General features: G+C 69.6%; 19 protein-coding genes. 10 read left to right on the top strand and 9 right to left on the bottom strand.

Annotated elements, in window-relative coordinates:
* Positions 1-132: 132 nt before the first annotated feature.
* Both AC3IS2_RS13980 and AC3IS2_RS13975 read left to right on the top strand, forming a co-directional pair.
* A complete protein-coding gene (locus AC3IS2_RS13980; RefSeq protein WP_489198388.1) occupies positions 133-2,184 on the top strand; it encodes an NAD(+) synthase in 2,052 nt (683 codons plus the stop codon).
* 99 nt (positions 2,185-2,283) lie between these two features.
* Positions 2,284-2,508, top strand: a complete 225-nt coding sequence (locus AC3IS2_RS13975; RefSeq protein WP_441455129.1) for an alkylphosphonate utilization protein — start codon at positions 2,284-2,286, stop codon at positions 2,506-2,508.
* A gap of 121 nt (positions 2,509-2,629) precedes the next feature.
* Here AC3IS2_RS13975 and AC3IS2_RS13970 read toward each other — a convergent pair whose 3' ends face one another.
* The 3 genes from AC3IS2_RS13970 to AC3IS2_RS13960 all read right to left on the bottom strand — a co-directional run bounded on the left by AC3IS2_RS13970 (position 2,630) and on the right by AC3IS2_RS13960 (position 5,182).
* Complete coding sequence (locus tag AC3IS2_RS13970) at positions 2,630-3,505, bottom strand: alpha/beta fold hydrolase (RefSeq protein WP_489198387.1); 876 nt, start codon at positions 3,503-3,505, stop codon at positions 2,630-2,632.
* Positions 3,506-3,572: 67 nt separating this feature from the next.
* Positions 3,573-4,079, bottom strand: a complete 507-nt coding sequence (locus AC3IS2_RS13965; RefSeq protein WP_489198386.1) for a D-glycero-alpha-D-manno-heptose-1,7-bisphosphate 7-phosphatase — start codon at positions 4,077-4,079, stop codon at positions 3,573-3,575.
* Complete coding sequence (locus AC3IS2_RS13960) at positions 4,076-5,182, bottom strand: AGE family epimerase/isomerase (RefSeq protein WP_489198385.1); 1,107 nt, start codon at positions 5,180-5,182, stop codon at positions 4,076-4,078. The genes AC3IS2_RS13965 and AC3IS2_RS13960 overlap by 4 nt, the downstream gene beginning before the upstream one ends.
* Positions 5,183-5,382: 200 nt before the next feature.
* On the opposite strand from AC3IS2_RS13960, the gene AC3IS2_RS13955 reads away from it, so the two are divergent.
* Positions 5,383-6,543, top strand: a complete 1,161-nt coding sequence (locus tag AC3IS2_RS13955) for a DegT/DnrJ/EryC1/StrS family aminotransferase (RefSeq protein ID WP_489198384.1) — start codon at positions 5,383-5,385, stop codon at positions 6,541-6,543.
* Positions 6,544-6,548: 5 nt separating this feature from the next.
* Positions 6,549-7,481 carry a Gfo/Idh/MocA family oxidoreductase gene (locus AC3IS2_RS13950; protein WP_489198383.1) on the top strand — a complete coding sequence of 311 codons (933 nt, stop codon included), beginning with the start codon at positions 6,549-6,551 and terminating at the stop codon, positions 7,479-7,481.
* On the opposite strand, the gene AC3IS2_RS13945 is transcribed toward AC3IS2_RS13950, so the two are convergent.
* The 3 genes from AC3IS2_RS13945 to AC3IS2_RS13935 form a co-directional block, all read right to left on the bottom strand.
* Positions 7,482-9,152, bottom strand: coding sequence for an MHYT domain-containing protein (locus AC3IS2_RS13945; RefSeq protein ID WP_489198381.1), 1,671 nt, complete (start codon positions 9,150-9,152; stop codon positions 7,482-7,484).
* 103 nt (positions 9,153-9,255) lie between these two features.
* Positions 9,256-9,723: a MaoC family dehydratase gene (locus tag AC3IS2_RS13940; RefSeq protein ID WP_489198379.1), complete on the bottom strand. Its 468-nt coding sequence runs from the start codon at positions 9,721-9,723 to the stop codon at positions 9,256-9,258.
* Positions 9,724-9,783: 60 nt separating this feature from the next.
* On the bottom strand, positions 9,784-10,758 hold the full coding sequence (locus AC3IS2_RS13935) for a threonine ammonia-lyase (RefSeq protein ID WP_489198378.1): 975 nt from the start codon (positions 10,756-10,758) through the stop codon (positions 9,784-9,786).
* A gap of 57 nt (positions 10,759-10,815) precedes the next feature.
* Between AC3IS2_RS13935 and glpK the strand changes: the two genes are divergently transcribed.
* The 4 genes from glpK (at position 10,816) to AC3IS2_RS13915 (ending at position 14,785) form a co-directional block, all read left to right on the top strand.
* The gene (gene glpK / locus AC3IS2_RS13930; RefSeq protein ID WP_489198377.1) at positions 10,816-12,324 is read left to right on the top strand and encodes a glycerol kinase GlpK; all 1,509 of its coding nucleotides are present in this window, start codon (positions 10,816-10,818) and stop codon (positions 12,322-12,324) included.
* Positions 12,321-13,409 carry a phosphotransferase family protein gene (locus AC3IS2_RS13925; RefSeq protein ID WP_489198376.1) on the top strand — a complete coding sequence of 363 codons (1,089 nt, stop codon included), beginning with the start codon at positions 12,321-12,323 and terminating at the stop codon, positions 13,407-13,409. The genes glpK and AC3IS2_RS13925 overlap by 4 nt, the downstream gene beginning before the upstream one ends.
* Positions 13,410-13,500: 91 nt before the next feature.
* Positions 13,501-13,974, top strand: coding sequence for an Rrf2 family transcriptional regulator (locus tag AC3IS2_RS13920; RefSeq protein ID WP_489198375.1), 474 nt, complete (start codon positions 13,501-13,503; stop codon positions 13,972-13,974).
* A 10-nt stretch (positions 13,975-13,984) separates the two neighbouring features.
* A complete protein-coding gene (locus AC3IS2_RS13915; RefSeq protein WP_489198374.1) occupies positions 13,985-14,785 on the top strand; it encodes an SDR family NAD(P)-dependent oxidoreductase in 801 nt (266 codons plus the stop codon).
* A 15-nt stretch (positions 14,786-14,800) separates the two neighbouring features.
* Here the strand turns inward: AC3IS2_RS13915 and AC3IS2_RS13910 are convergent, their stop codons facing one another.
* Positions 14,801-15,499 carry a MarC family protein gene (locus AC3IS2_RS13910; RefSeq protein WP_489198373.1) on the bottom strand — a complete coding sequence of 233 codons (699 nt, stop codon included), beginning with the start codon at positions 15,497-15,499 and terminating at the stop codon, positions 14,801-14,803.
* A gap of 97 nt (positions 15,500-15,596) precedes the next feature.
* Here AC3IS2_RS13910 and pyrF point away from each other — a divergent pair, with 97 nt between their 5' ends.
* Positions 15,597-16,331 (top strand): orotidine-5'-phosphate decarboxylase, encoded by a 735-nt coding sequence (pyrF, locus tag AC3IS2_RS13905; protein ID WP_489198372.1) that lies wholly within the window; start codon positions 15,597-15,599, stop codon positions 16,329-16,331.
* Between the two features lie 104 nt (positions 16,332-16,435).
* Here pyrF and AC3IS2_RS13900 read toward each other — a convergent pair whose 3' ends face one another.
* A complete protein-coding gene (locus AC3IS2_RS13900; protein ID WP_489198371.1) occupies positions 16,436-17,263 on the bottom strand; it encodes a hypothetical protein in 828 nt (275 codons plus the stop codon).
* 84 nt (positions 17,264-17,347) lie between these two features.
* Entirely contained in the window at positions 17,348-17,608 is a 261-nt protein-coding gene (locus AC3IS2_RS13895) for a DUF1674 domain-containing protein (RefSeq protein WP_489198370.1), read from the bottom strand.
* 86 nt (positions 17,609-17,694) lie between these two features.
* Between AC3IS2_RS13895 and htpX the strand changes: the two genes are divergently transcribed.
* Entirely contained in the window at positions 17,695-18,681 is a 987-nt protein-coding gene (htpX, locus tag AC3IS2_RS13890) for a zinc metalloprotease HtpX (protein ID WP_489198369.1), read from the top strand.
* Positions 18,682-18,723: the final 42 nt, after the last annotated feature.

Raw genomic sequence — 18,723 nt, 5'->3', positions numbered from 1 at the left:
CCTGAGCCTTAGCCGACGCCGGTTCGCAGGTCACTACAAACCGCTAGTCCTTTGGCTTCACCGCGCAACCCTATATTGATCCATCAGCCCTAGGGTTCTGGAGCCCGCATCGCGGGATGAGCGGAAAGATTGATGGCGAAGTCCGAGACGCATCCCTTCCACGCCCCGCGCGCCCACGGCTTCGTCCGCGTCGCCGCCGCGACCCCGGTGGTCCATGTCGCCGACCCGGCCGCCAATGCGGACGAGCATAAGCGGCTGATCCGTCAGGCGGGCGAAGCGGGCGTGGACCTGCTGGTCTTCCCCGAGCTGTCGCTGAGCGCCTATGCCATCGACGACCTGCTGATGCAGGCGGCGCTGCTGGAAGAGGTCGAGCGTCGCATCGCCGAGCTGGCCGAGGTCGCGGACCAGGCGGGCGTGATCGCCGTGGTCGGCGCGCCGATCCGCAACGGCGACGCCCTGTTCAACTGCGCCGTGGTGCTGGGCGGCGGCGAGGTTCTGGGCGTCGTGCCCAAGACCTACCTGCCCAACTACCGTGAGTATTACGAGAAGCGCTGGTTTGCGCCGGCCGCCAGTCGGTCCGAGGACAGTGTGGTCCTGAACGGTGAGAGCGTCGATTTCGCTCCGGGTCTGGTCTTCGAGGCGACCAACCGGCCGGGCTTTGTCTTCGCCGTCGAGATCTGCGAGGACTTCTGGGCGCCGCAGCCGCCCTCGACGCGGGCGGCGCTGGCCGGGGCGCGCATTCTTTGCAACCTGTCGGCCTCCAACATCGTCATCGGCAAGGCCGACGAGCGCGCCTTGCTGTGCGCCAGCCAGTCCAGCCGGACCCTGTCGGCCTATGTCTTCGCCGCCTCGGGTTGGGGCGAAAGCACGACCGACCTGGCCTGGGACGGTCAGGCGACCATTCATGAATTGGGCGCGAAACTGGCCGAGGGCGAGCGGTTCGCGCTTGAAAGCCATCTGACGGTGGCCGACGTGGACGTCGAGCGGATCGGGCTGGACCGGCTGCGTAACGGCACCTTCGCCGACTGCGCCCGGCTGGAAGGCGAGGCCGCGACCGTGGTCCCGTTCGAGACCGGGGAGGGGCCCGCCGGCGCCCTGATCCGACCGCTGGACCGCTTCCCCTTCGTGCCGGACGATCCGGCGCGTCTGGATCAGGACTGCTTCGAGGCCTTCAACATTCAGGTGCAGGGCCTGATGCGTCGGATGACGGCGACGGGGTCCAAGACCCTGGTGATCGGCGTCTCGGGCGGGCTGGATTCGACGCAGGCGCTGCTGGTGGCGTGCCGTGCTTTCGATCGGCTGAAGCTGCCGCGCACCGGGATTCTGGGCTTCACCCTGCCGGGCTTCGCGACGTCTGACGGCACCAAGTCCAACGCCTGGGCGCTGATGCAGGCCCTGGGCGTCACGGGGGCCGAGATCGACATCCGTCCCGCCGCCGAACAGATGCTGCGCGACATCGGCCACGCCTTCGCCGACGGCCAGCCGGTCCACGACATCACCTTCGAGAACGTCCAGGCGGGTCTGCGCACCGATTATCTGTTCCGCCTGGCCAGTCAGAACCAGGGCTTCGTGCTCGGCACCGGCGACCTGTCGGAGCTGGCGCTCGGCTGGTGCACCTACGGCGTCGGCGACCACATGAGCCACTACAACGTCAACGGCGGGGTGGCGAAGACCCTGATCCAGCACCTGATCCGCTGGGTCGCCGACGGCGAACTGATCGGGGCTGAGGCCGCGCCCATCCTGCACGCCATCCTGGCCACCGAGATTTCGCCCGAGCTGGTGCCGGCGGGCGCCGACGGGGCGATCCAGTCGACGCAGAGCATCGTCGGCCCCTATGCGCTGAACGACTTCTTCCTGTTCTACATCAGCCGGTTCGGCCTGAAGCCGTCCAAGGTCGCCTTCCTCGTCCATCAGGCCTGGGGCGACGCGGCGACCGGGCATTGGCCGGTCGGTCTGCCGGAGGCCGAGCGGGTCGCCTATGATCTGCCGACCATCAAGGCCTGGCTGAGGAAGTTCCTGATCCGCTTCTTCCAGACCAGCCAGTTCAAGCGCTCGGCCGTGCCGAACGGGCCGAAGGTGGTGACCGGCGGCTCGCTGTCGCCGCGCGGCGACTGGAGGGCGCCGTCGGACTCCTCGGCCCGCGTCTGGCTGGATGAACTGGGCAACAATGTTCCCGACGCCTGACGGCGCCGGATTTGAGGCCTATCGCGCTTCGCGCTACTTGAGGCCGATTCTATTTCTGCGGGTTCGCCGTCGTGCGCGCCCGGCTACTGCGAGACGACCATGACCGACGACGTGACCAAGGACTCCAACGGCAACATCCTGGCCGACGGCGACAGCGTGACCCTGATCAAGGACCTGAAGGTCAAGGGCTCGGGCGGGGTGACGCTGAAGCGTGGGACCATGGTCAAGAACATCCGCCTGACCGGCGACACCGACGAGATCGAGGCCAATGTCGAGAAGGTGCGCGGCCTCGTGCTGCGGACGGAGTTCGTCAAGAAGGCCTAAGCCACGCCGTCATCCCGGAAGCGGCGTCAGCCGCTATCCGGGACCGCAACAGGCTCGACCTTCAAACGACTGCGCTTCCGGCGGTCCCGGCTCTTCGCTGCGCTGCGGCCGGGATGACGGGCTAGGCGACCCCCGCCAGGAACTCGAAGATGGCCGCTCTGGCCTCCGCCTCGTCCAGCATCGGGGCGTGGCCGATGCCCGGGACCTCGGCGTAGGCCATGGTCGGCGCGGCTTTGCGCATCTTGGCGACGATGGCCGGGCTGAGCAGGTCCGAGGTTCCGCCGCGCAGCAGCAGGGTCGGCTTCTTGCGCGCCAGGGCCCGGAAACAGGACCAGAGATTGGGGATCAGGGCCTTGGCCCCCGCCGCCTTGATCGGCGCCGAGATGTCGGGGTCGTAGTCCAGCACCGGCGCGCCTTCGGTGCCCTCGCGGAAGATGCGGCGGGCGAAGGCGGCCCAGTCGGCGTCGGTATAGTGGGGCAGGGCCGTCTCGTTGATGCGTTTGGCGTAGGCGGCGGCGTCGTCCCAGGTTTCGATGACGACCGGCTGGCCGGCATAGGCGGCGATGCGGGCCAGGCCCTCGGCGGCCAGCTCCGGCCCCACGTCGTTGATGACGGCGGCGGCGATGGCCTTGGGCTTGATCGCCGTCAGCGCCATGGTGATCAGCCCGCCCATCGAGGTGCCGAGGAAGACGGCCTTCTCGATCCCCAGCTGTTCCATCAGGGCGACGACGTCCTTGGCGTAGACGTCGGGCGTATAGGTCATGGGGTCGGGCGCGCGGTCGGACCGGCCGCGGCCGCGCACGTCCACCGCCAGGACGCGGCGGCCGCTCTGGGCGATCAGGGCGGCGATGACCTCGAAGTCGGCGCTGTTGCGGGTCAGGCCGTGGATGGCGATGACGGGCAGTTTCGCCGGGCCGTCGGCGGGGGCGTAGTCGCGGGCGTACAGGCTCAGCCCGTCCGGCGAGGTCCAGCGGCGTTCAGCATATCCGGCGGTCATCAGGCGTTTCTCCCGGCTGCGTGTCCAGCTTGGCGGCTAGCCTAATTCACCAGATGCAGAATTGCGATCAGGACGACAGGGCGGCGGCGACCAGATCGTCCAGATTGCCGCCCTCGAAGCGATAGCCGGCCACGCCCGCGCGCCGCGCCGCCTCCATGTCCGAGGGCTGGTCGCCGATCATCAGCGAGCGCGCCGGGTCGAGGTCGTGCTCGGCGACGGCCTTCAGCAGCATGCCCGGATTGGGCTTGCGGTCGGGGTGATCGGGATGGCGATAGCGTTCGTCCACGGCCTCGGCGTGGAAGGGGCAGGCGTAGACCGCGTCGATGCGGGCGCCGGCCTCGGCCAGACGTTCGACCAGCAGGGCGTTGAAGCCGTGCATGGTGGCCTCATCGAACATGCCGCGCGCCACGCCCGACTGGTTGGTGACGATGACCGTGACGTAGCCGGCCTCGTTCAGTCGCTTCACCGCCTCGGCGGCGCCGGGGATCAGGACCAACTGGTCGGGGCGGTGCGGATAGCCGCTGTCGACGATCAGCACGCCGTCGCGGTCGAGAAAAGCAGCAGGCCGGCTCATGCAGGCTCCGTCAGCAGGGCCGAGAAGGCGGTCATCAGGTGGTAGAGGGTCGAGGCGGGAACCGAGGCGTCCTGCGGGCGCCCTTGCGCGTCGTAGCTGTCGATCCACAGGCCGGGCGTGGGGGCGGCCAGATGGGTGGCGAAGACGCCGTCGATAAGGGCGAGGGCGCGGGGGGTCTGGTCGCGCAGCAGAAGGGTGCGAATAGCCTCGGTCTGGCCCCACAGGCGACGCCCGCCGTCGCGGACAACGCCGATGCGGTCGACCTCGCGGATCATCATGCCCTGGCGGTCGAAGCCGTTGGTCAGGGCTGAGGCGAAGAGCGCCTGGGCCTGCCGGTCATGCCCGTCGAGGCCAAGGCGGCGGGCCTGGTCCAGCAGCCAGATCCACTCCATGTGATGGCCGGGTTCGACCACCTGCCCGGCGCCGCCGGGCGCGATCGCCCAGTCGGCGGCGAAATATTCGCCCAGCACGGCGGCGCTCGGGTCGAAGAAGCGGGCGGCGAACAGGTCCAGCACGCGCCGCGCCGCCGCCTCGAAGGCCGGATCGGGCGCGACGGCCCGCCAGGCCAGAAGGGCCTCCAGCATGTGCATGTGCGGGTTCTGGCGGCGCGGCAGGACGGGCGGCAGGGCTTCCTGCCAGCCGCCGTGGACCGGGTCGGCCATCTGCGCCTCGACGGCGGCCAGGGTCGACAGGGCCAGAGGCAGGGCGCGTTCGTCCTTCAGCACCCGATGGGCGGCGGCCAGGGCGAACAGGACGAAGGCCAGGTCGTAGAGGTCGGGCGTGGCGTCGATGACGGCGCCCGCGTCGTCGGTCGCGCGCACCCACAGGCCGTCGTCTCGGCGGTGGTCTCGGATCAGGGCGTCCAGCCCGCGCTGCGCCACGGATGCGCCTTCGGCCCAGCCCAGGGCGGCGGCTTCGGCGAAGACATAGATCTGGCGCGCCTGCACCCGGGTGCGGCGGGGGACGCCCGTGACGGGGCGGCCGTCGAAGTCCAGCTTCTCGAAGAAGCGGCCCTCGGCGTCGATCCCGGCCTCCGCCCACAGCGGCAGGGCCTGGCGGAACAGCCAGTCGCGGACCCGATCTTGTGCGGTCGAAAACGTCATCTTCCGTCGGGCTTAGGCAGGCTTGCGGGCTTTGCCAAGCGCGGCTTTCGTTGCAACCGGCAACGCGAAGTGACCCTCGCGGGTTTGTCTAGCAGCCCCGGGCTTTGGTAGGACGCGCTCAAGATAGTTGATCCGCCTTCGCGCCCGCGCGCCGAACCCGAGTTCCGCCAGCGCGGCCCCCACCGAGAGAGCGACCCTTCATGACCATTCCCTTCATCGACCTTCAGGCCCAGCGCCTTCGCCTCGGCGGCAAGATCGAGGCCGCCGTTCAGGAGGCCGTCGTCGGCGGCGCCTGGGTCATGGGCCCGCAGGTGCGCCAGTTCGAGGCCGACCTGGCCGCCTTCGGCGCCGCCAAGCACGCCCTGGGCTGCGCCAACGGCACCGACGCCCTGGCCCTGCCGCTGATGGCCTGGGGCGTGGGACGCGGCGACGCGGTCTTCGTGCCCAGCTTCACCTTCGCCGCCACCGCCGAGGTGGTGCCGTGGTTCGACGCCGAGCCGGTCTTCATCGACGTGGACGAGGCCACCTACAACATGAGCCCCGCCCATCTGGAGGCCGCCGTCGAGGCGACGCTGAAGGAGGGCCGCCTGACGCCGCGCGTGGTCATCGCCGTCGACCTGTTCGGCCAGCCCGCCGACTATCCGGCGATCAAGGCGATCTGCGACAAGTACGGCCTGAAGCTGATCGCGGACTCGGCCCAGGGTTTCGGCTGCACCATCAACGGCGAACACCCGCTGAAGTGGGCCGACATCACCACCACCAGCTTCTTCCCGGCCAAGCCCCTGGGTTGCTACGGCGACGGCGGGGCGGTGCTGACCAATGACGACGACCTGGCCCAGCTGATCGATTCCATCCGTGTTCACGGCAAGGCGGTGGCGGTCGATCTGAAGGACAAGACCTTCGACCACGACCCCAAATACCTGAACATGCGCGTCGGCCTGAACAGCCGCCTGGACACCATCCAGGCCGCCGTCCTGATCGAGAAGCTGAAGGTCTTCGGCCAGGAGATCGAGTGGCGCAACCGCATCGCCGCCCGCTACAACGCGGGTCTGCGCCCCCACGTCGCCGCCGTGCCGGACGTGCCGGCCGGCAATGTCTCGAACTGGGCGCAGTACACCATCGAGCATGAGGACCGCGACGGCCTGGCCGCGCACCTGAAGGCACAGGGCGTGCCGACGGCGGTCTATTACCCGATCCCGCTGCACCTGCAGCCGGCCTATGACATGTATCCGCGCGGGCCGCAGGGTCTGCCGGTGACGGAGCGTCTGATGCAGCGCGTCATCAGCCTGCCGATGCACGCCGACCTGGACGAAGCGACCCAGGACCGCATCATCGCCGCCGTCGCCAGCTTCAAGGCCTGATCCCCATGACCCAGCAAGCCCCCCTCAAGATCGGCGTCGCCGGCGCCGGCGTCATGGGCCGCAACCATGCGCGCGTCCTGTCCGATCTGCGCGGCGTCGAACTGACGACCGTCTTTGATCCCGACGCCGTGACGGCCGAGGGCGTCGCCGCCGCCTATGGCGCGACCGCCGTGACGACGGCGCAAGCGTTTGTCGCCGCCGGCCTGGACGCCGCCGTCATCGCCACGCCGAACCGCTATCACGCCGACCTGGGCACAGCCCTGCTGAACGCGGGCGTCCATGTCCTGGTCGAAAAGCCGATCGCGGCCACGACCGCCGACGCCCAGGCCATGATCGACGCCGCCAAGGCCAACAACCGCGTCCTGATGGTCGGCCATGTCGAGCGCTTCAATCCGGCGGTCGAGACGGTCAAGCGCGCCGTCGAGGGCGACGAGATCATCTCCATCCAGATCACCCGCGTCGGCCCCTTCCCGCCGCGCATGGGCGAGGTCGGGGTGGTCATCGACCTGGCCGTGCACGACATCGACATCATCCGCCACCTGACCGGCTCCGAGATCATCGAGGTCCAGCCGCAGCTGGTCCGCACCCGCGCCGAGCGCGAGGACACGGCCCTGCTGCAGTTCCGCACCGAGAACGGGGTGATCGCCCACATCACCACCAACTGGGTCACGCCCTACAAGACCCGCACCCTGCAGGTGGCGACCAAGACCAAGTTCATCGTCGCCGATCTGATCACCCGCCAGGTGACCGAGTATTTCGGCCAGCAGCCGGACGGCTCCTACTCGACCCGGATGCTGCACTCCTGGCCCGCCGAACCGCTGCGCAAGGAGCACGAGGCCTTCGTCCACGCCATCCGCACCGGCGAGACGGCGGCGGTCACGGGCGAGGATGGTCTGCGCAATCTGGAAGTCGCCCTGCGCTGCCTGGGCGAGGGCTGATCAGGAGGCGGCAGCGCCGGGCCGGAACACCAGCCGGCAATGCAGGCGGCCGTCGGCGTAGTCCATGCTCGCCGCGCCGCGCAGCGTGCCCCGGATGCTGGTGTTGATTAGGCGTGAGCCGAAACCGGACTGGGTCGGCGCCGCGACCACGGGGCCGCCGTGCTCGATCCAGTCCAGCGTGACCATGCCGTCGTCGTGGACGCCGCTCCAGGTGACTTCGACCCAGCCGCCAGACTCGCCCGGATTGCTCAGGGCGCCGTACTTGGCGGCGTTGGTGACGAGCTCGTGCAGGACCAGCCCCATGGACAGCGACTGCTCGGCTTCCAGGGTCACGTCGGGCCCCTCCATACGCAGCTGATCCTCGGCGAAGGGGCGGAACTCCTGCCGCACCAGATCGCGCAGGCCGGCCCGTTCCCAGCCGTTGGCGGTCAGCAGGTTGTGGGTGTCGGACAGGGCGATCAGCCGCGCCTCGAACAGACGCATGAAGTCCTCGACGCTGTTCGAGCGTCGGGCGGTCAGGGCGGCGATGGACTGGATGGTGGCCAGGGTGTTCTTCACCCGGTGATTCAGCTCGTTGATCAGCAGGCGCTGGCGATGCTCGCTGGTGGCCAGGGCGGCGAAGGCCTGGCGCCGATCGGTGACGTCGGTGACGACCCCGGCCAGCTTGAGCGGCCGCCCCGAGCGCGAGCGGATCAGTCGGCCGCGCAACTGCAACCAGCGCCCGCTGTCCCGCATCTGATATTCGGCGGCGTATTCGCCGTCGCCCTTGAGGGCGCGCTCCAGCATCGCCGCGCGCCGGGGCAGGTCTTCTGGCTTCAGCTTGCGAGCGAAGTCGCGCGCGGCGAACGGCTCGCCGCGGGCCAGGCCGAGGAATTTGCGCGCCCGGCCGGACAGCCAGAGGGTTTTTCCCGGAAGGGACAGCTCCCAATAGCCCACCCCGCCTGCGTCGATGATCGAGATCAGCTTGTCGCGCTGGCCGATCATGGAGGCCGCCAGCGCCAGGAAGAGGATGATGATGGTCACGGCGGCGATCCCGATGGCGAGCATCAGGGGCGGGGCGCCGGTCGGGTGAACGGTTGCGGCCGTATCGATCGAGGTCAGCCGCAGGGCCGCCATGGCGAAATAGTGCATCCCCTCGACCGCCAGCCCCAGGACCACCGCCGCCGTCAGACGCCATAGGGGCGAGCGATCGCGGTCGGCCGCGAACAGGGCGGCGATGGAGGCGAACAGGGCGATGGCCGCCGAGACGATCACCAGTCCGGGCGCATAGGTCATGGTGACTGTGGTTCTGAGCGCCGCCATGCCGACATAGTGCATGGCGCAGATGCTGGCCCCCATGACCACGCCCGCCCCGACGGTGCGGCGGACGCCGCGTCCCCGGGCGGCGATCAGAAAGGCGAGGCTGGAGCCGACGACGGCCAGCAGGAAGGAGGCGACGGTCAGCGTCAGATCATACCGCACCGGGGCGCCGGGATCGAAGCCCAGCATGGCGATGAAATGCATCGACCAGATGCCGCCGCCCATGGCGGTCGCCGCCGTCGCCAGCCAGGCCAGCCGTGCGGCGCCCTGACGCCCGCGCACCTGCTGGAACAGGTCCAGCGCCGTCCAGGCCGCGAAGACGGCCACCAGAACGGACAGGCCGCCGAAGGCGGAGACCATGTGTAGGTGCACGAGCCTCTCCCGTCCCGATCCGTATGGCGATGCGTCTTGAGCTATAGAAACGACGTTCCGTGAATAATCCGTGCCCGGCGCCGCATCGTCGGGCGAGCCGGGTTCAAGCCGCGACCACCTGCATCCCCAGCCATTCGGCGATCAGGGCGGGCTTGTCGCCGTTCTCGATCTCGACGGTCAGTTCGTGTTTCAGCAACCAGCGGGTCACGCCGTCCTGGGCCCCCTTGTCCTCGGCGGACAGCAGCTTGAAGCGGCCGCGGACCTTCGACCCAGCGGGAACGGGCGACAGGAAGCGCAGTTTGTCGAAGCCGTAGTTGACGCCCATGACCACGCCCTCCAGCGGCGCGACGGCGTCATAGCTCATGGCCGAGGCCAGGCTGAGGGTCAGGAAGCCGTGGGCGATGGTCCCGCCGAAGGGGGTGGCCCTGGCCCGCTCGGGGTCGACGTGGATGAACTGTTCGTCCTCGGTGATGCGGGCGAAGGCGTCGATGCGGGCCTGATCGACTTCGATCCAGCGGCTGACGCCGACCTCCTGGCCGATCAGGGATTGAAGCTCGCTCGGTTTCGTCATGACGCCCTCCCGTTTTGCCCAGCCTTGCCCGCGTCGCGAGGGGGCGCAAGAGGGCGCGCGTCAGCCGTTGAAGCGCCCCTCGATGATCGCGCTGAACAGGCCCGGATCGACGTTGCCGCCGGACAGGACGACGCCGGTGGTCAGACCTTTCGCCGCGACCTTGCCCGACAGCAGGGCGGCCAGGGACACGGCGCCGCCCGGCTCGACGACCAGCTTCAACCAGCGGAAGGCGAAGCGCATGGCGTCCGCCACCTCGGCGTCGGTGACGGTGGCGGCCTGCGCCAGCCGCCGGTTGATCGGCCAGGTCAGCTCGCCGGGCATGGGCGCCATCAGGGCGTCGCAGATCGACGGGGCGCCCTGCGGACAGGCGAGCCGCTCGCCGGCTTCCAGTGAGCGGCGGGTGTCGTCGAAGGCTTCGGGTTCGACGACGACGACGCGGGTCTCGGGGCTCTGTTCGGCCATGACCAGATTGAGCCCGGCGATCAGACCGCCGCCCGAGGCGCCGCACAGCAGCTGGTCCATCGGGATGCCCGCCTGCTCCAGCATCTCCAGCCCGACCGTGCCCTGGCCCTCGATGATGAAGGGATCGTCGAAGGGCGGGACCAGCACTGATCCGCGCTCGGCCGCGATCTCGGCGCCGATGGCCTCGCGGCTCTCGCTCCAGCGGTCGTAGAAGCGCACCTCGCCGCCGAAGGCGCGCACCCCCTCGACCTTCACCGTCGGACTGTCGGACGGCATGACGATCAGGGCGCGGGTTCTGACGGCTTGGGCCGCCGCCGCCACGCCTTGCGCGTGGTTGCCGGAAGAATAGGCCACGACGCCGCGCGTCTTCTCCTCGGCGCTCAGGCGGCTGATGCGGTTATAGGCCCCGCGAAACTTGAAGGCCCCCGCCACCTGCAGGGTCTCGGCCTTCATCAGCACGCGGCCGCCGACGGCCGCGTTCAGGGCCGGGTGTTCGATCAGCGGCGTGCGCACGGCGGCGGGGGCGATCTGGCGGGCGGCGTCGAGGACGCCTTGGAAGCTGGGCGTATGCATAGGTTCCCTCTTACGCTCAGGCTGCGCCTCTGCATAACTCTCCTCATGCAAGCGAACATGATCCTCGCCATCGACCAGGGCACGACCTCGACGCGGGCCATCGCGTTTGAGGTTTCCCCCCAGGGCGCCTTCCATTCCGTGGCCGTCAGCCAGATCGAGCTGGCGCAGCACTTCCCGCAGTCCGGCTGGGTCGAGCATGACGCGGCCGAGCTCTGGCGCGCGACGCTGCAGACCTGTCGCGAGGTGGTGAGGAAGGCCGGCGGCGTGGATCGCTTCGCCGCCGTGGGCATCACCAACCAGCGTGAGACCTCGGTGCTGTGGGACGCGGCGACGGGCGAGCCGCTGCATCGGGCCATCGTCTGGCAGGACCGGCGCACGTCTGACGTGACCACGCGGCTGGCGGCGGCCGGGCATGAGGCGGCGGTGCAGGCGGCGACCGGCCTGATCCTCGACCCCTATTTCTCGGCCTCGAAATACGCCTGGCTGCTGGACGCCGTGCCGGGGGCGCGCGAGCGGGCGGCGCGGGGCGTGGTCAAACTGGGCACCATAGACGCCTGGCTGATCTGGAAGCTGACGGGCGGGCAGAGCCACGTCACCGACGCCACCAACGCCAGCCGCACCAGTCTGATGGACCTGTCGACGCTGCAATGGCGGGCGGACCTTTGCGACCTGTTCGACGTGCCGATCGAGGCCCTGCCCGAGATCCGGGGCTGCGCCGATCATCTGGGCGATTGCGACGCCAGCCTGTTCGGGCGCGCCCTGCCGATCCACGGCGCGGCGGGAGACCAGCAGGCGGCCCTGGTCGGGCATGGGGCGCTGCAGGCCGGGGACGCCAAGATCACCTATGGCACAGGGGCTTTTCTGGTGGCCAATGTCGGGGCCGCGCCGGTGGTCTCGACCTCGCGGCTGCTGGGGACGCTGGGCTATGCGGTCGGCCAAAAACGTAATGATCAGGTCGCCTATGCGCTGGAAGGCTCGATCTTCTCGGCCGGGTCGGCGATCCAGTGGCTGCGCGACGGGCTGAAGGTGATCTCGGACTCGCGTCAGTCCGAGGCCATGGCCCAGACGTTGAAGGACAATGGCGGGGTCTATCTGGTGCCCGGCTTCACCGGCCTGGGCGCGCCCTGGTGGAAGCCCGAAGCGCGCGGCACGGTCATCGGCCTGACCCGCGACAGCGGCCCGGCCCACTTCGTCCGCGCGGCGCTGGAGAGCCTGGCCTATCAGACCCGCGACCTGCTGGACGCGCTCAAGAAGGACGGGGCGCCGTCGCTGACGCGGCTCAAGGTCGACGGCGGCGTCACCGCCAACGCCTTCGCCATGCAGTTCGTCGCCGACATCTGCGAGGTCGAGGTCGAACGCCCCGCCTTTCAGGAGATGACGGCCATGGGGGCGGCCAGGCTGGCGGCCTTCGGCGTCGGCCTGACGCTGCAGCTTTGGACCGCCCCCGCCGAGGCGCCCGCCGTCTGGCGCCCGCGCATGGGCGAGGCGGAGCGGGCGCGGCTGCTCAAGGGCTGGCGCGGGGCGGTGAGGGCCGCCATCATCGCCGCCGGGGGAGACGAGACATGACCGATAATCTGGACGCCCAAACACTGGATGCTCAGGCCGCCTTTTCCGGCACGCGCGAGGTGGACGAACGCTATCGGCTGGACGAGGCGGCGCTGGACGCCTGGCTGAGCGCGAACGTCGCGGGCTACGCCGGGCCGCTGACGATCCGCCAGTTCAAGGGCGGTCAGTCGAACCCGACCTATGAACTGACCACGCCGGGGCGGGCCTATGTGCTGCGTCGCAAGCCGCCGGGCGTCCTTCTGGCCAGCGCCCACGCCGTGGACCGCGAGTTCACCGTCATCTCGGCCCTGCACGCGCAAGGGTTCCCGGTGGCGCGGCCCTACGCTCTGTGTACGGACGAAGGCGTCGTCGGCTCGATCTTCTATGTGATGGACAAGGTCGAGGGGCGGGTCTTCTGGGACCTGAAGCTGCCGGGGCTGGCCCCCGCCGAACGCCGCGCCATCTATGAGGCGCAGACGGATGCGCTGGCGGCGCTGCACGCCTTTGATCCCGCCGCCATCGGCCTGTCCGACTACGGCAAGCCGGGCAATTATTTCGCCCGGCAGGTCGGGCGCTGGACCAAGCAGTATCGGGCCTCGGAAATCGAGCCTATCGCCGCCATGGACCGGCTGATCGCCTTCCTGCCCGACAGCCTGCCGCCGGAGGGGCCGACGCGGATCGTCCACGGCGACTTCCGTCTCGACAACCTGATTCTCGATCCGGTCGAGGCGCGCGTGCGGGCCGTGCTGGACTGGGAGCTGTCGACCCTGGGCGATCCTATGGCCGACTTCTCCTATCTGCTGATCGCCTGGGTCATTCCGGCCAGCTTGAGGAACGGTCTGGCGGGGGCGGACCTGAAGGCGCTGGGCATCCCCTCGGTCGAGGAGACGGTCGAGCGCTACGCCGCAAAGACGGGGACGGCGGCCCCACAGAACCTCGACTGGCTGTTCGCCTACAACCTGTTCCGGCTGGCGGCCATCTGTCAGGGAATCGCCGGGCGGGTGCGCGACGGCACCGCCGCCAGCGCCCACGCCAGGACCATGGCGGCCCAGGTCGGACCCCTGTCGGACGCGGCCTGGAGCTTCGCCCGCAAGGCCGGCGCGTGAAGCTTGGCAATAATTAGAACAGTTTTTGTTGCGGATCGATTTGTGAAACCGCGTCGGAAGCCCTACCTTCCGGTCTGGAGTACAAGCCGAGATGTCTGACAGCCAAAGATTCCCCGTTGCCGCCCACGCCTTGGCCTATCTGGCCCATAAGGGCGCCTATTCGGCTGCGGACGCGGCGCCCAGCGCCGTGCTGGCCGCCTCGGTGCCGACCAATCCTGTGGTCATCCGTCGGGTGACGGCCCTGCTGGCCAAGGCCGGACTGATCGCCACGCGCCCCGGCGCCTCGGGCGGGTCCTGGCTGCTGCGTCGCCCGGAAGACATCTGCCTGGACGAGGTGCTGAAGGCGGTGAACGGCTGCGCCCACCTGGGTTCGCCCCCCGCCGGGGCCAAGGGCTGCCCCATCGGCGAACATATCCCCCGTCAGGTGTCCAAGGCCCTGACCGCCGCCGATCAGGCCGCGGGCCAGGCCCTGTCGAAGATCACCATCGCCGACCTGCTGGCCCCCGACGCCGCCTCGCTGCGCGATTTCGCGCCGCATCCGGCCTGCGCCAGCGTCGTCGGCTGACGCGCGCCGCTTGGGGGAGCATCGCATCCTGATCACGGGGGCCTCCGCCGGCATCGGCGCGGCCTTGGCGCGCGAGTGCGCCGCGCGAGGATACGACCTGATCCTGACGGCTCGGCGCGAAGAGCCGCTGCTGGCCCTGGCCGAAGAACTGACGGCGAAACACGGCGTCACTGCGAATGTCGTTCCCGCCGATCTGGCCGAACCGGGCGCGCCCGCCGCCCTCGTCGAGGCCGTCGCCGCGCGCGGTCTGAGCGTCGACGGCCTGATCAACAACGCCGGATTCAGCCGCACCACGGGCTTTTTGGCCACCGATCCCGCCGACCACGCTGCCATGATCCGCGTCATGCTGACTGCGCCGGTCGAGCTGAGCCGTCTGCTCCTGCCCGGCATGGTCGCGCGCGGCTGGGGCCGGGTGCTGAACGTGGCCTCGCTGGCGGGGCAGATGCCGGCGACCGGCGGCGACACCCTGTACGGGCCGATCAAGAGTTTCCTGATCAAGGCGTCGCAGGGGTTGTGGCTAGAGGCGCAGGGGACCGGGGTGCACGTCACCGCCCTGTGCCCCGGCTACACCTATACCGAGTTCCACGACGTCAACGGCTCGCGCGCGCAGGTGTCGAGCGCCTATCCGGCCTGGATGTGGATGGACGCCGACCGTGTGGCCCGCATCGGCTGGGAGGCGGTCGAGGCAAATCGGCCCCGCGTCACGCCGGGGTTGGCCAACAATGTCCTGGCGGGGCTGGGCGGTTTGTTGCCCGACGCCCTGGCGTTGCGGATGGTCGGCGGCCACGCCAAGCGGCTGGACCGCCTTTAGGTCCCCCTCGAAGGTCTAGTGGCCGCCGGCGGGGTAGGGCGCCGTGACCCCGATGCTGAACATGCCGGGGATGGCCTCGCCCAGACCGGCGATGATGAACTGGATCGCCAGGGCGCACAGGATCAGGCCCAGGACGCGCACCACGATGGCCATGCCGACGTCGCCGAGGATGCGGCTGATCGGTCCGGTGGCGGCGAAGCAGAAGAAGGTGACGACGCAGGCGGCGATCATGGCGATCAGCGACGAGGCCGTGCCCGCCGCGCCCAGCTTCTCGGCCTCGCCCGCATTGATGATGATGGCCGAGATGGCGCCCGGGCCGATCATCAGCGGAATGGCGAAGGGCACGATCAGGCGCTTGAAGCGGCGCTTGGCGTAGCCGCGCACGTCCTTGGCGTCGGTCACGGCGTCGGCGTCGGCGAAGATCTTGAGGAAGTCCTCGCGCGCCATGTCGAGGCCCAGCAGCAGCAGCAGGATGCCGCCGGCGATGCGGAAGGCGGCCAGCGAGATGCCGAAGAACTGCAGCAGGCCCAGGCCCGTGAAGAAGAAGAAGCCGAGGAAGACGGCGGCGAAACCGCAGATCATGGCCGAGACCGTGATCCGTTGACGCAGCGAGGCCCCGGCGGTGGCGGCGGCGAAGATCGGCACATTGCCGATGGGGTCCAGCAGCGCGAACAGCGCCACGAACAGGTTGACCCCCAGATCGACCGCGTTCATTGCTTCGCCCCGCCCTAAAATCCGCCGCGCGACCCGCGACCCTTCGTCCCACCTATCGGGGCATCCGCACGCGCCTGCAACCCGCCGAGAGCCGGAAATGTCTGAAGCCCATCCTATTGACCTGGCCAATCGCCCCTTCGATCCGCGCGTCATCTGCGCCCTGGACGTGCCGACGACCGACGAGGCGCGGGCCCTGGTCGAGCGGATCGGCGACGCGGTCGGCTTCTACAAGGTCGGGCTGCAGCTGTTCGCCTCGGACGGCATGGGGCTGGCGCGCGAACTGAAGGCGGCGGGGCGTCAGGTGTTTCTGGACTGGAAGCTGCACGACATCGGCGCGACGGTGGAGAAGGCGACGGCGGTGCTGGCGGGCGCGGGCTGCGACCTGCTGACCGTCCACGCCCGGCCCCAGGTCATGGCGGCGGCGGCGCGCGGCGCGGCGGGTTCGGACCTGAAGATTCTGGGCGTCACCGTCCTGACCAGCCTGACCGAGGATGATCTGAAGGCGGACGATCACAGTCTGTCGGCCGCCGATCTGGTCGAACTGCGGGTGCGTCAGGCGCTGGACGCCGGCATCCACGGCGTCGTCTCCAGCCCGCATGAGGCGGCGCGGGTGCGCGAGATCGCTCTGGCGGCGGGGCGCGACGACTTCCTGATCGTGACGCCGGGCGTGCGGCCGACGGGCGCGGCCCTGGATGATCAGGCGCGGGCGGCGACCCCGGCCAGCGCCCTGCAATCGGGCGCGACCCATCTGGTGGTCGGGCGTCCGATCACGGCCTCGGCCGATCCGCGCGCGGCGGCCCAAGCGATTTCGCAGGAGATCGCGCTCGTCTAAAGTTCGATTTCGGCAGAGATCGCGCTGATCTGAGCGCGCTCAAGCCATTGATCCACGTGAAACAAAAAGGGCGGCCTCCTCGCGGGGGCCGCCCTTTGTCTTGATCAGCCCCGCTCGCCGGGCTCTTGCATATAGGGCCGCTCGGTCGGCGATCGGTGGTGGTGCGGCGGCGGGGGCGGGGGCGGCGTGTTGGGCACGGCGTAGTAGCCCTGTTCGAAGTTCACCACCGGGGGCGCGGCCTCGACGCGCGGCGGTTCGACATAGACCTGGGGCCGGGCGACCTCGACCTGGGCCGGGGCGACGCGGACGTCGGCGGGGGCCACATAGACCGGCGGCGGGGCGACGTGGACGCGGGCCGGTTCGACATAGACCGGGGCCGGCTGAACATAGACCGGCGGCGACTCCACATAGACGGGCGGCTGCGAGACATAGACCGGCGGTTGGCTGACATAGACCGGCTCGGGCCGGTAGTGGACCGGCTGGGGCGGCGGGCCGCAGCGGCAGCTCTGATCATAGCCGCCCTGATAGTAGCCTTGCTGATACTGACCCTGGCTGTAGCCGCCGCGCGCCCAGGGATAGCGGCCGTAGCCGTCGACCGTGTAGCCGAAGGGCATGGAGCGGGTGACGCCGCTATAGGCATAGCCGCCGTGACGGATCGGTTGCTGCTGGGGCGCGATGACGACCGGGGGGTGCTGACCCGCGCCGCCGTATCCGTAGCCGTAGCCGTAGGCTTCAACCGGGCCGTAGCCGCCCTGCCAGCCGGTGTCGCTGTAGTAGGTCTGGGCTCGGCTCACGACCATGGGGCTGCGGTCGATATGGATCTGCCGAGCATGGCCGGAGGCGGCGTTGTGGCGGACGTGGCGCGTCTGCGCCTCGGCGGTTCCGGCGACGAGCAGGGCCGCGCCGACAGCGATGTATGCAACAGCCTTCATGGCCACGCTCCTTGTTTCAGCCGCAAAGGTTAATGCGGTTTCGGGGGAAGCGTTCAATATTCTCCCGTGGCGCGAACGGGGGCGTCAGAAGTCGACGGCCAGGCCCTTCTTTTCCCAGTCGCCGTAGCGGGTCGGTTCGGGACCGCGCGGGCCGCCGTGTTCAGTTTCCAGGACGGGGGCCAGAACCCGCTCTTCGCTCGCCTTGCGACGTTCGGCCGCTTCCAGCAGGGCGCGGCGCGCGACCTCGCTCAAGGGGCGCTCGGACGTCGCGTGGGGCACGTCAGCATTGAAGGCGGGCGCGCCTTCAATGTCGTCAGCGGCGGGGGAGGTGGGCTGTTCGGTCACAGGGGATCTGCCTTGAGGGCGGGGATACAGGGCCTCAAATAGACGTTCAGGCCCTCGATGCCACCCCTGACGACGCCCCGGACCCGATGAACCATCTCAAGACCTTCGCCCTGCTGGCCGTGATGACCGCCCTGTTCATGGGGATCGGCTATCTGATCGGCGGCGCGACCGGCATGGTCGTCGCCCTGCTCGCGGCGGCGGGGATGAATCTGTTCAGTTACTGGAACGCCGACAAGATCGTGCTGAAGATGTACCGGGCCCAGGTGGTGGACGAGACCCACCCCAACGCCGTGGTCCGGGCCTATGTCGCCGACGTCAGGCAGATGGCGACGGATGCGGGCCTGCCCCTGCCGACCATCACCATCATTCCCAACGACCAGCCCAACGCCTTCGCCACCGGCCGTAATCCGCAGAACGCGGCGGTGGCCGCCACCAGCGGCCTGCTGGACATGCTGACGCGCGAAGAGGTGCGCGGGGTGATGGCGCACGAACTGGCCCATGTGAAGAACCGCGACACCCTGACCATGACGGTCACGGCCACGGTGGCGGGGGCCATCGCCATGCTGGCCAACTTCGCCATGTTCTTCGGCGGCGGCGACGACCGCGAGCGGCCAGACAGCGGGATGGGCGGCATGATCGGAACCATCGCCCTGATGCTGCTGGCGCCGATGGCGGCGGGACTGGTGCAGATGGCCATCAGCCGCGCCCGTGAATACGAGGCCGACCGCGTCGGGGCCGAGATCGCTGATGATCCCCACGCCCTGGCCTCGGCCCTGCAGAAGATCGAGGCCTACGCCCGCGGCGCGGTGAACGTCCCGGCCGAGCGCAATCCGGCCACGGCTCACATGTTCATCATCAATCCGCTGAACGGGAAGGGCGCCGACAACCTGTTCTCGACCCACCCGGCCACCGGCAACCGCGTCCGCGCCCTGATGGATCTGGGGACCAAGATGGGCATGAGCCGCCGTCCGGCCTCGGCCCCTGTCGCGCCCGCGACGGTCGTGAGCGCCAGCCGGACCAGCGTGCCGACCACGCCCTCGGCGCCGACCGCGCCGCGCGGACCCTGGGGCTGATCGCCTTTGCGCGCGCGGCCTTAAGCGGCTAGAGCGCGCGCC

This window comes from Brevundimonas sp. KH_025, assembly GCF_057839885.1.
This window is presented reverse-complemented; position numbering and strand designations above follow the sequence as displayed.

What these genes read in the sequence shown, in the direction of transcription:
- AC3IS2_RS13910 (WP_489198373.1), bottom strand. Translation starts at nt 15,499, where the DNA reads ATGAACGCGGTCGATCTGGGGGTCAACCTGTTCGTGGCGCTGTTCGCG.
- AC3IS2_RS13935 (WP_489198378.1), bottom strand. Translation starts at nt 10,758, where the DNA reads ATGCATACGCCCAGCTTCCAAGGCGTCCTCGACGCCGCCCGCCAGATC.
- glpK (WP_489198377.1), top strand. Translation starts at nt 10,816, where the DNA reads ATGATCCTCGCCATCGACCAGGGCACGACCTCGACGCGGGCCATCGCG.
- AC3IS2_RS13900 (WP_489198371.1), bottom strand. Translation starts at nt 17,263, where the DNA reads ATGAAGGCTGTTGCATACATCGCTGTCGGCGCGGCCCTGCTCGTCGCC.
- AC3IS2_RS13955 (WP_489198384.1), top strand. Translation starts at nt 5,383, where the DNA reads ATGACCATTCCCTTCATCGACCTTCAGGCCCAGCGCCTTCGCCTCGGC.
- AC3IS2_RS13975 (WP_441455129.1), top strand. Translation starts at nt 2,284, where the DNA reads ATGACCGACGACGTGACCAAGGACTCCAACGGCAACATCCTGGCCGAC.
- AC3IS2_RS13965 (WP_489198386.1), bottom strand. Translation starts at nt 4,079, where the DNA reads ATGAGCCGGCCTGCTGCTTTTCTCGACCGCGACGGCGTGCTGATCGTC.
- AC3IS2_RS13920 (WP_489198375.1), top strand. Translation starts at nt 13,501, where the DNA reads ATGTCTGACAGCCAAAGATTCCCCGTTGCCGCCCACGCCTTGGCCTAT.
- AC3IS2_RS13925 (WP_489198376.1), top strand. Translation starts at nt 12,321, where the DNA reads ATGACCGATAATCTGGACGCCCAAACACTGGATGCTCAGGCCGCCTTT.
- AC3IS2_RS13950 (WP_489198383.1), top strand. Translation starts at nt 6,549, where the DNA reads ATGACCCAGCAAGCCCCCCTCAAGATCGGCGTCGCCGGCGCCGGCGTC.
- htpX (WP_489198369.1), top strand. Translation starts at nt 17,695, where the DNA reads ATGAACCATCTCAAGACCTTCGCCCTGCTGGCCGTGATGACCGCCCTG.
- AC3IS2_RS13940 (WP_489198379.1), bottom strand. Translation starts at nt 9,723, where the DNA reads ATGACGAAACCGAGCGAGCTTCAATCCCTGATCGGCCAGGAGGTCGGC.
- AC3IS2_RS13980 (WP_489198388.1), top strand. Translation starts at nt 133, where the DNA reads ATGGCGAAGTCCGAGACGCATCCCTTCCACGCCCCGCGCGCCCACGGC.
- AC3IS2_RS13960 (WP_489198385.1), bottom strand. Translation starts at nt 5,182, where the DNA reads ATGACGTTTTCGACCGCACAAGATCGGGTCCGCGACTGGCTGTTCCGC.
- AC3IS2_RS13970 (WP_489198387.1), bottom strand. Translation starts at nt 3,505, where the DNA reads ATGACCGCCGGATATGCTGAACGCCGCTGGACCTCGCCGGACGGGCTG.
- pyrF (WP_489198372.1), top strand. Translation starts at nt 15,597, where the DNA reads ATGTCTGAAGCCCATCCTATTGACCTGGCCAATCGCCCCTTCGATCCG.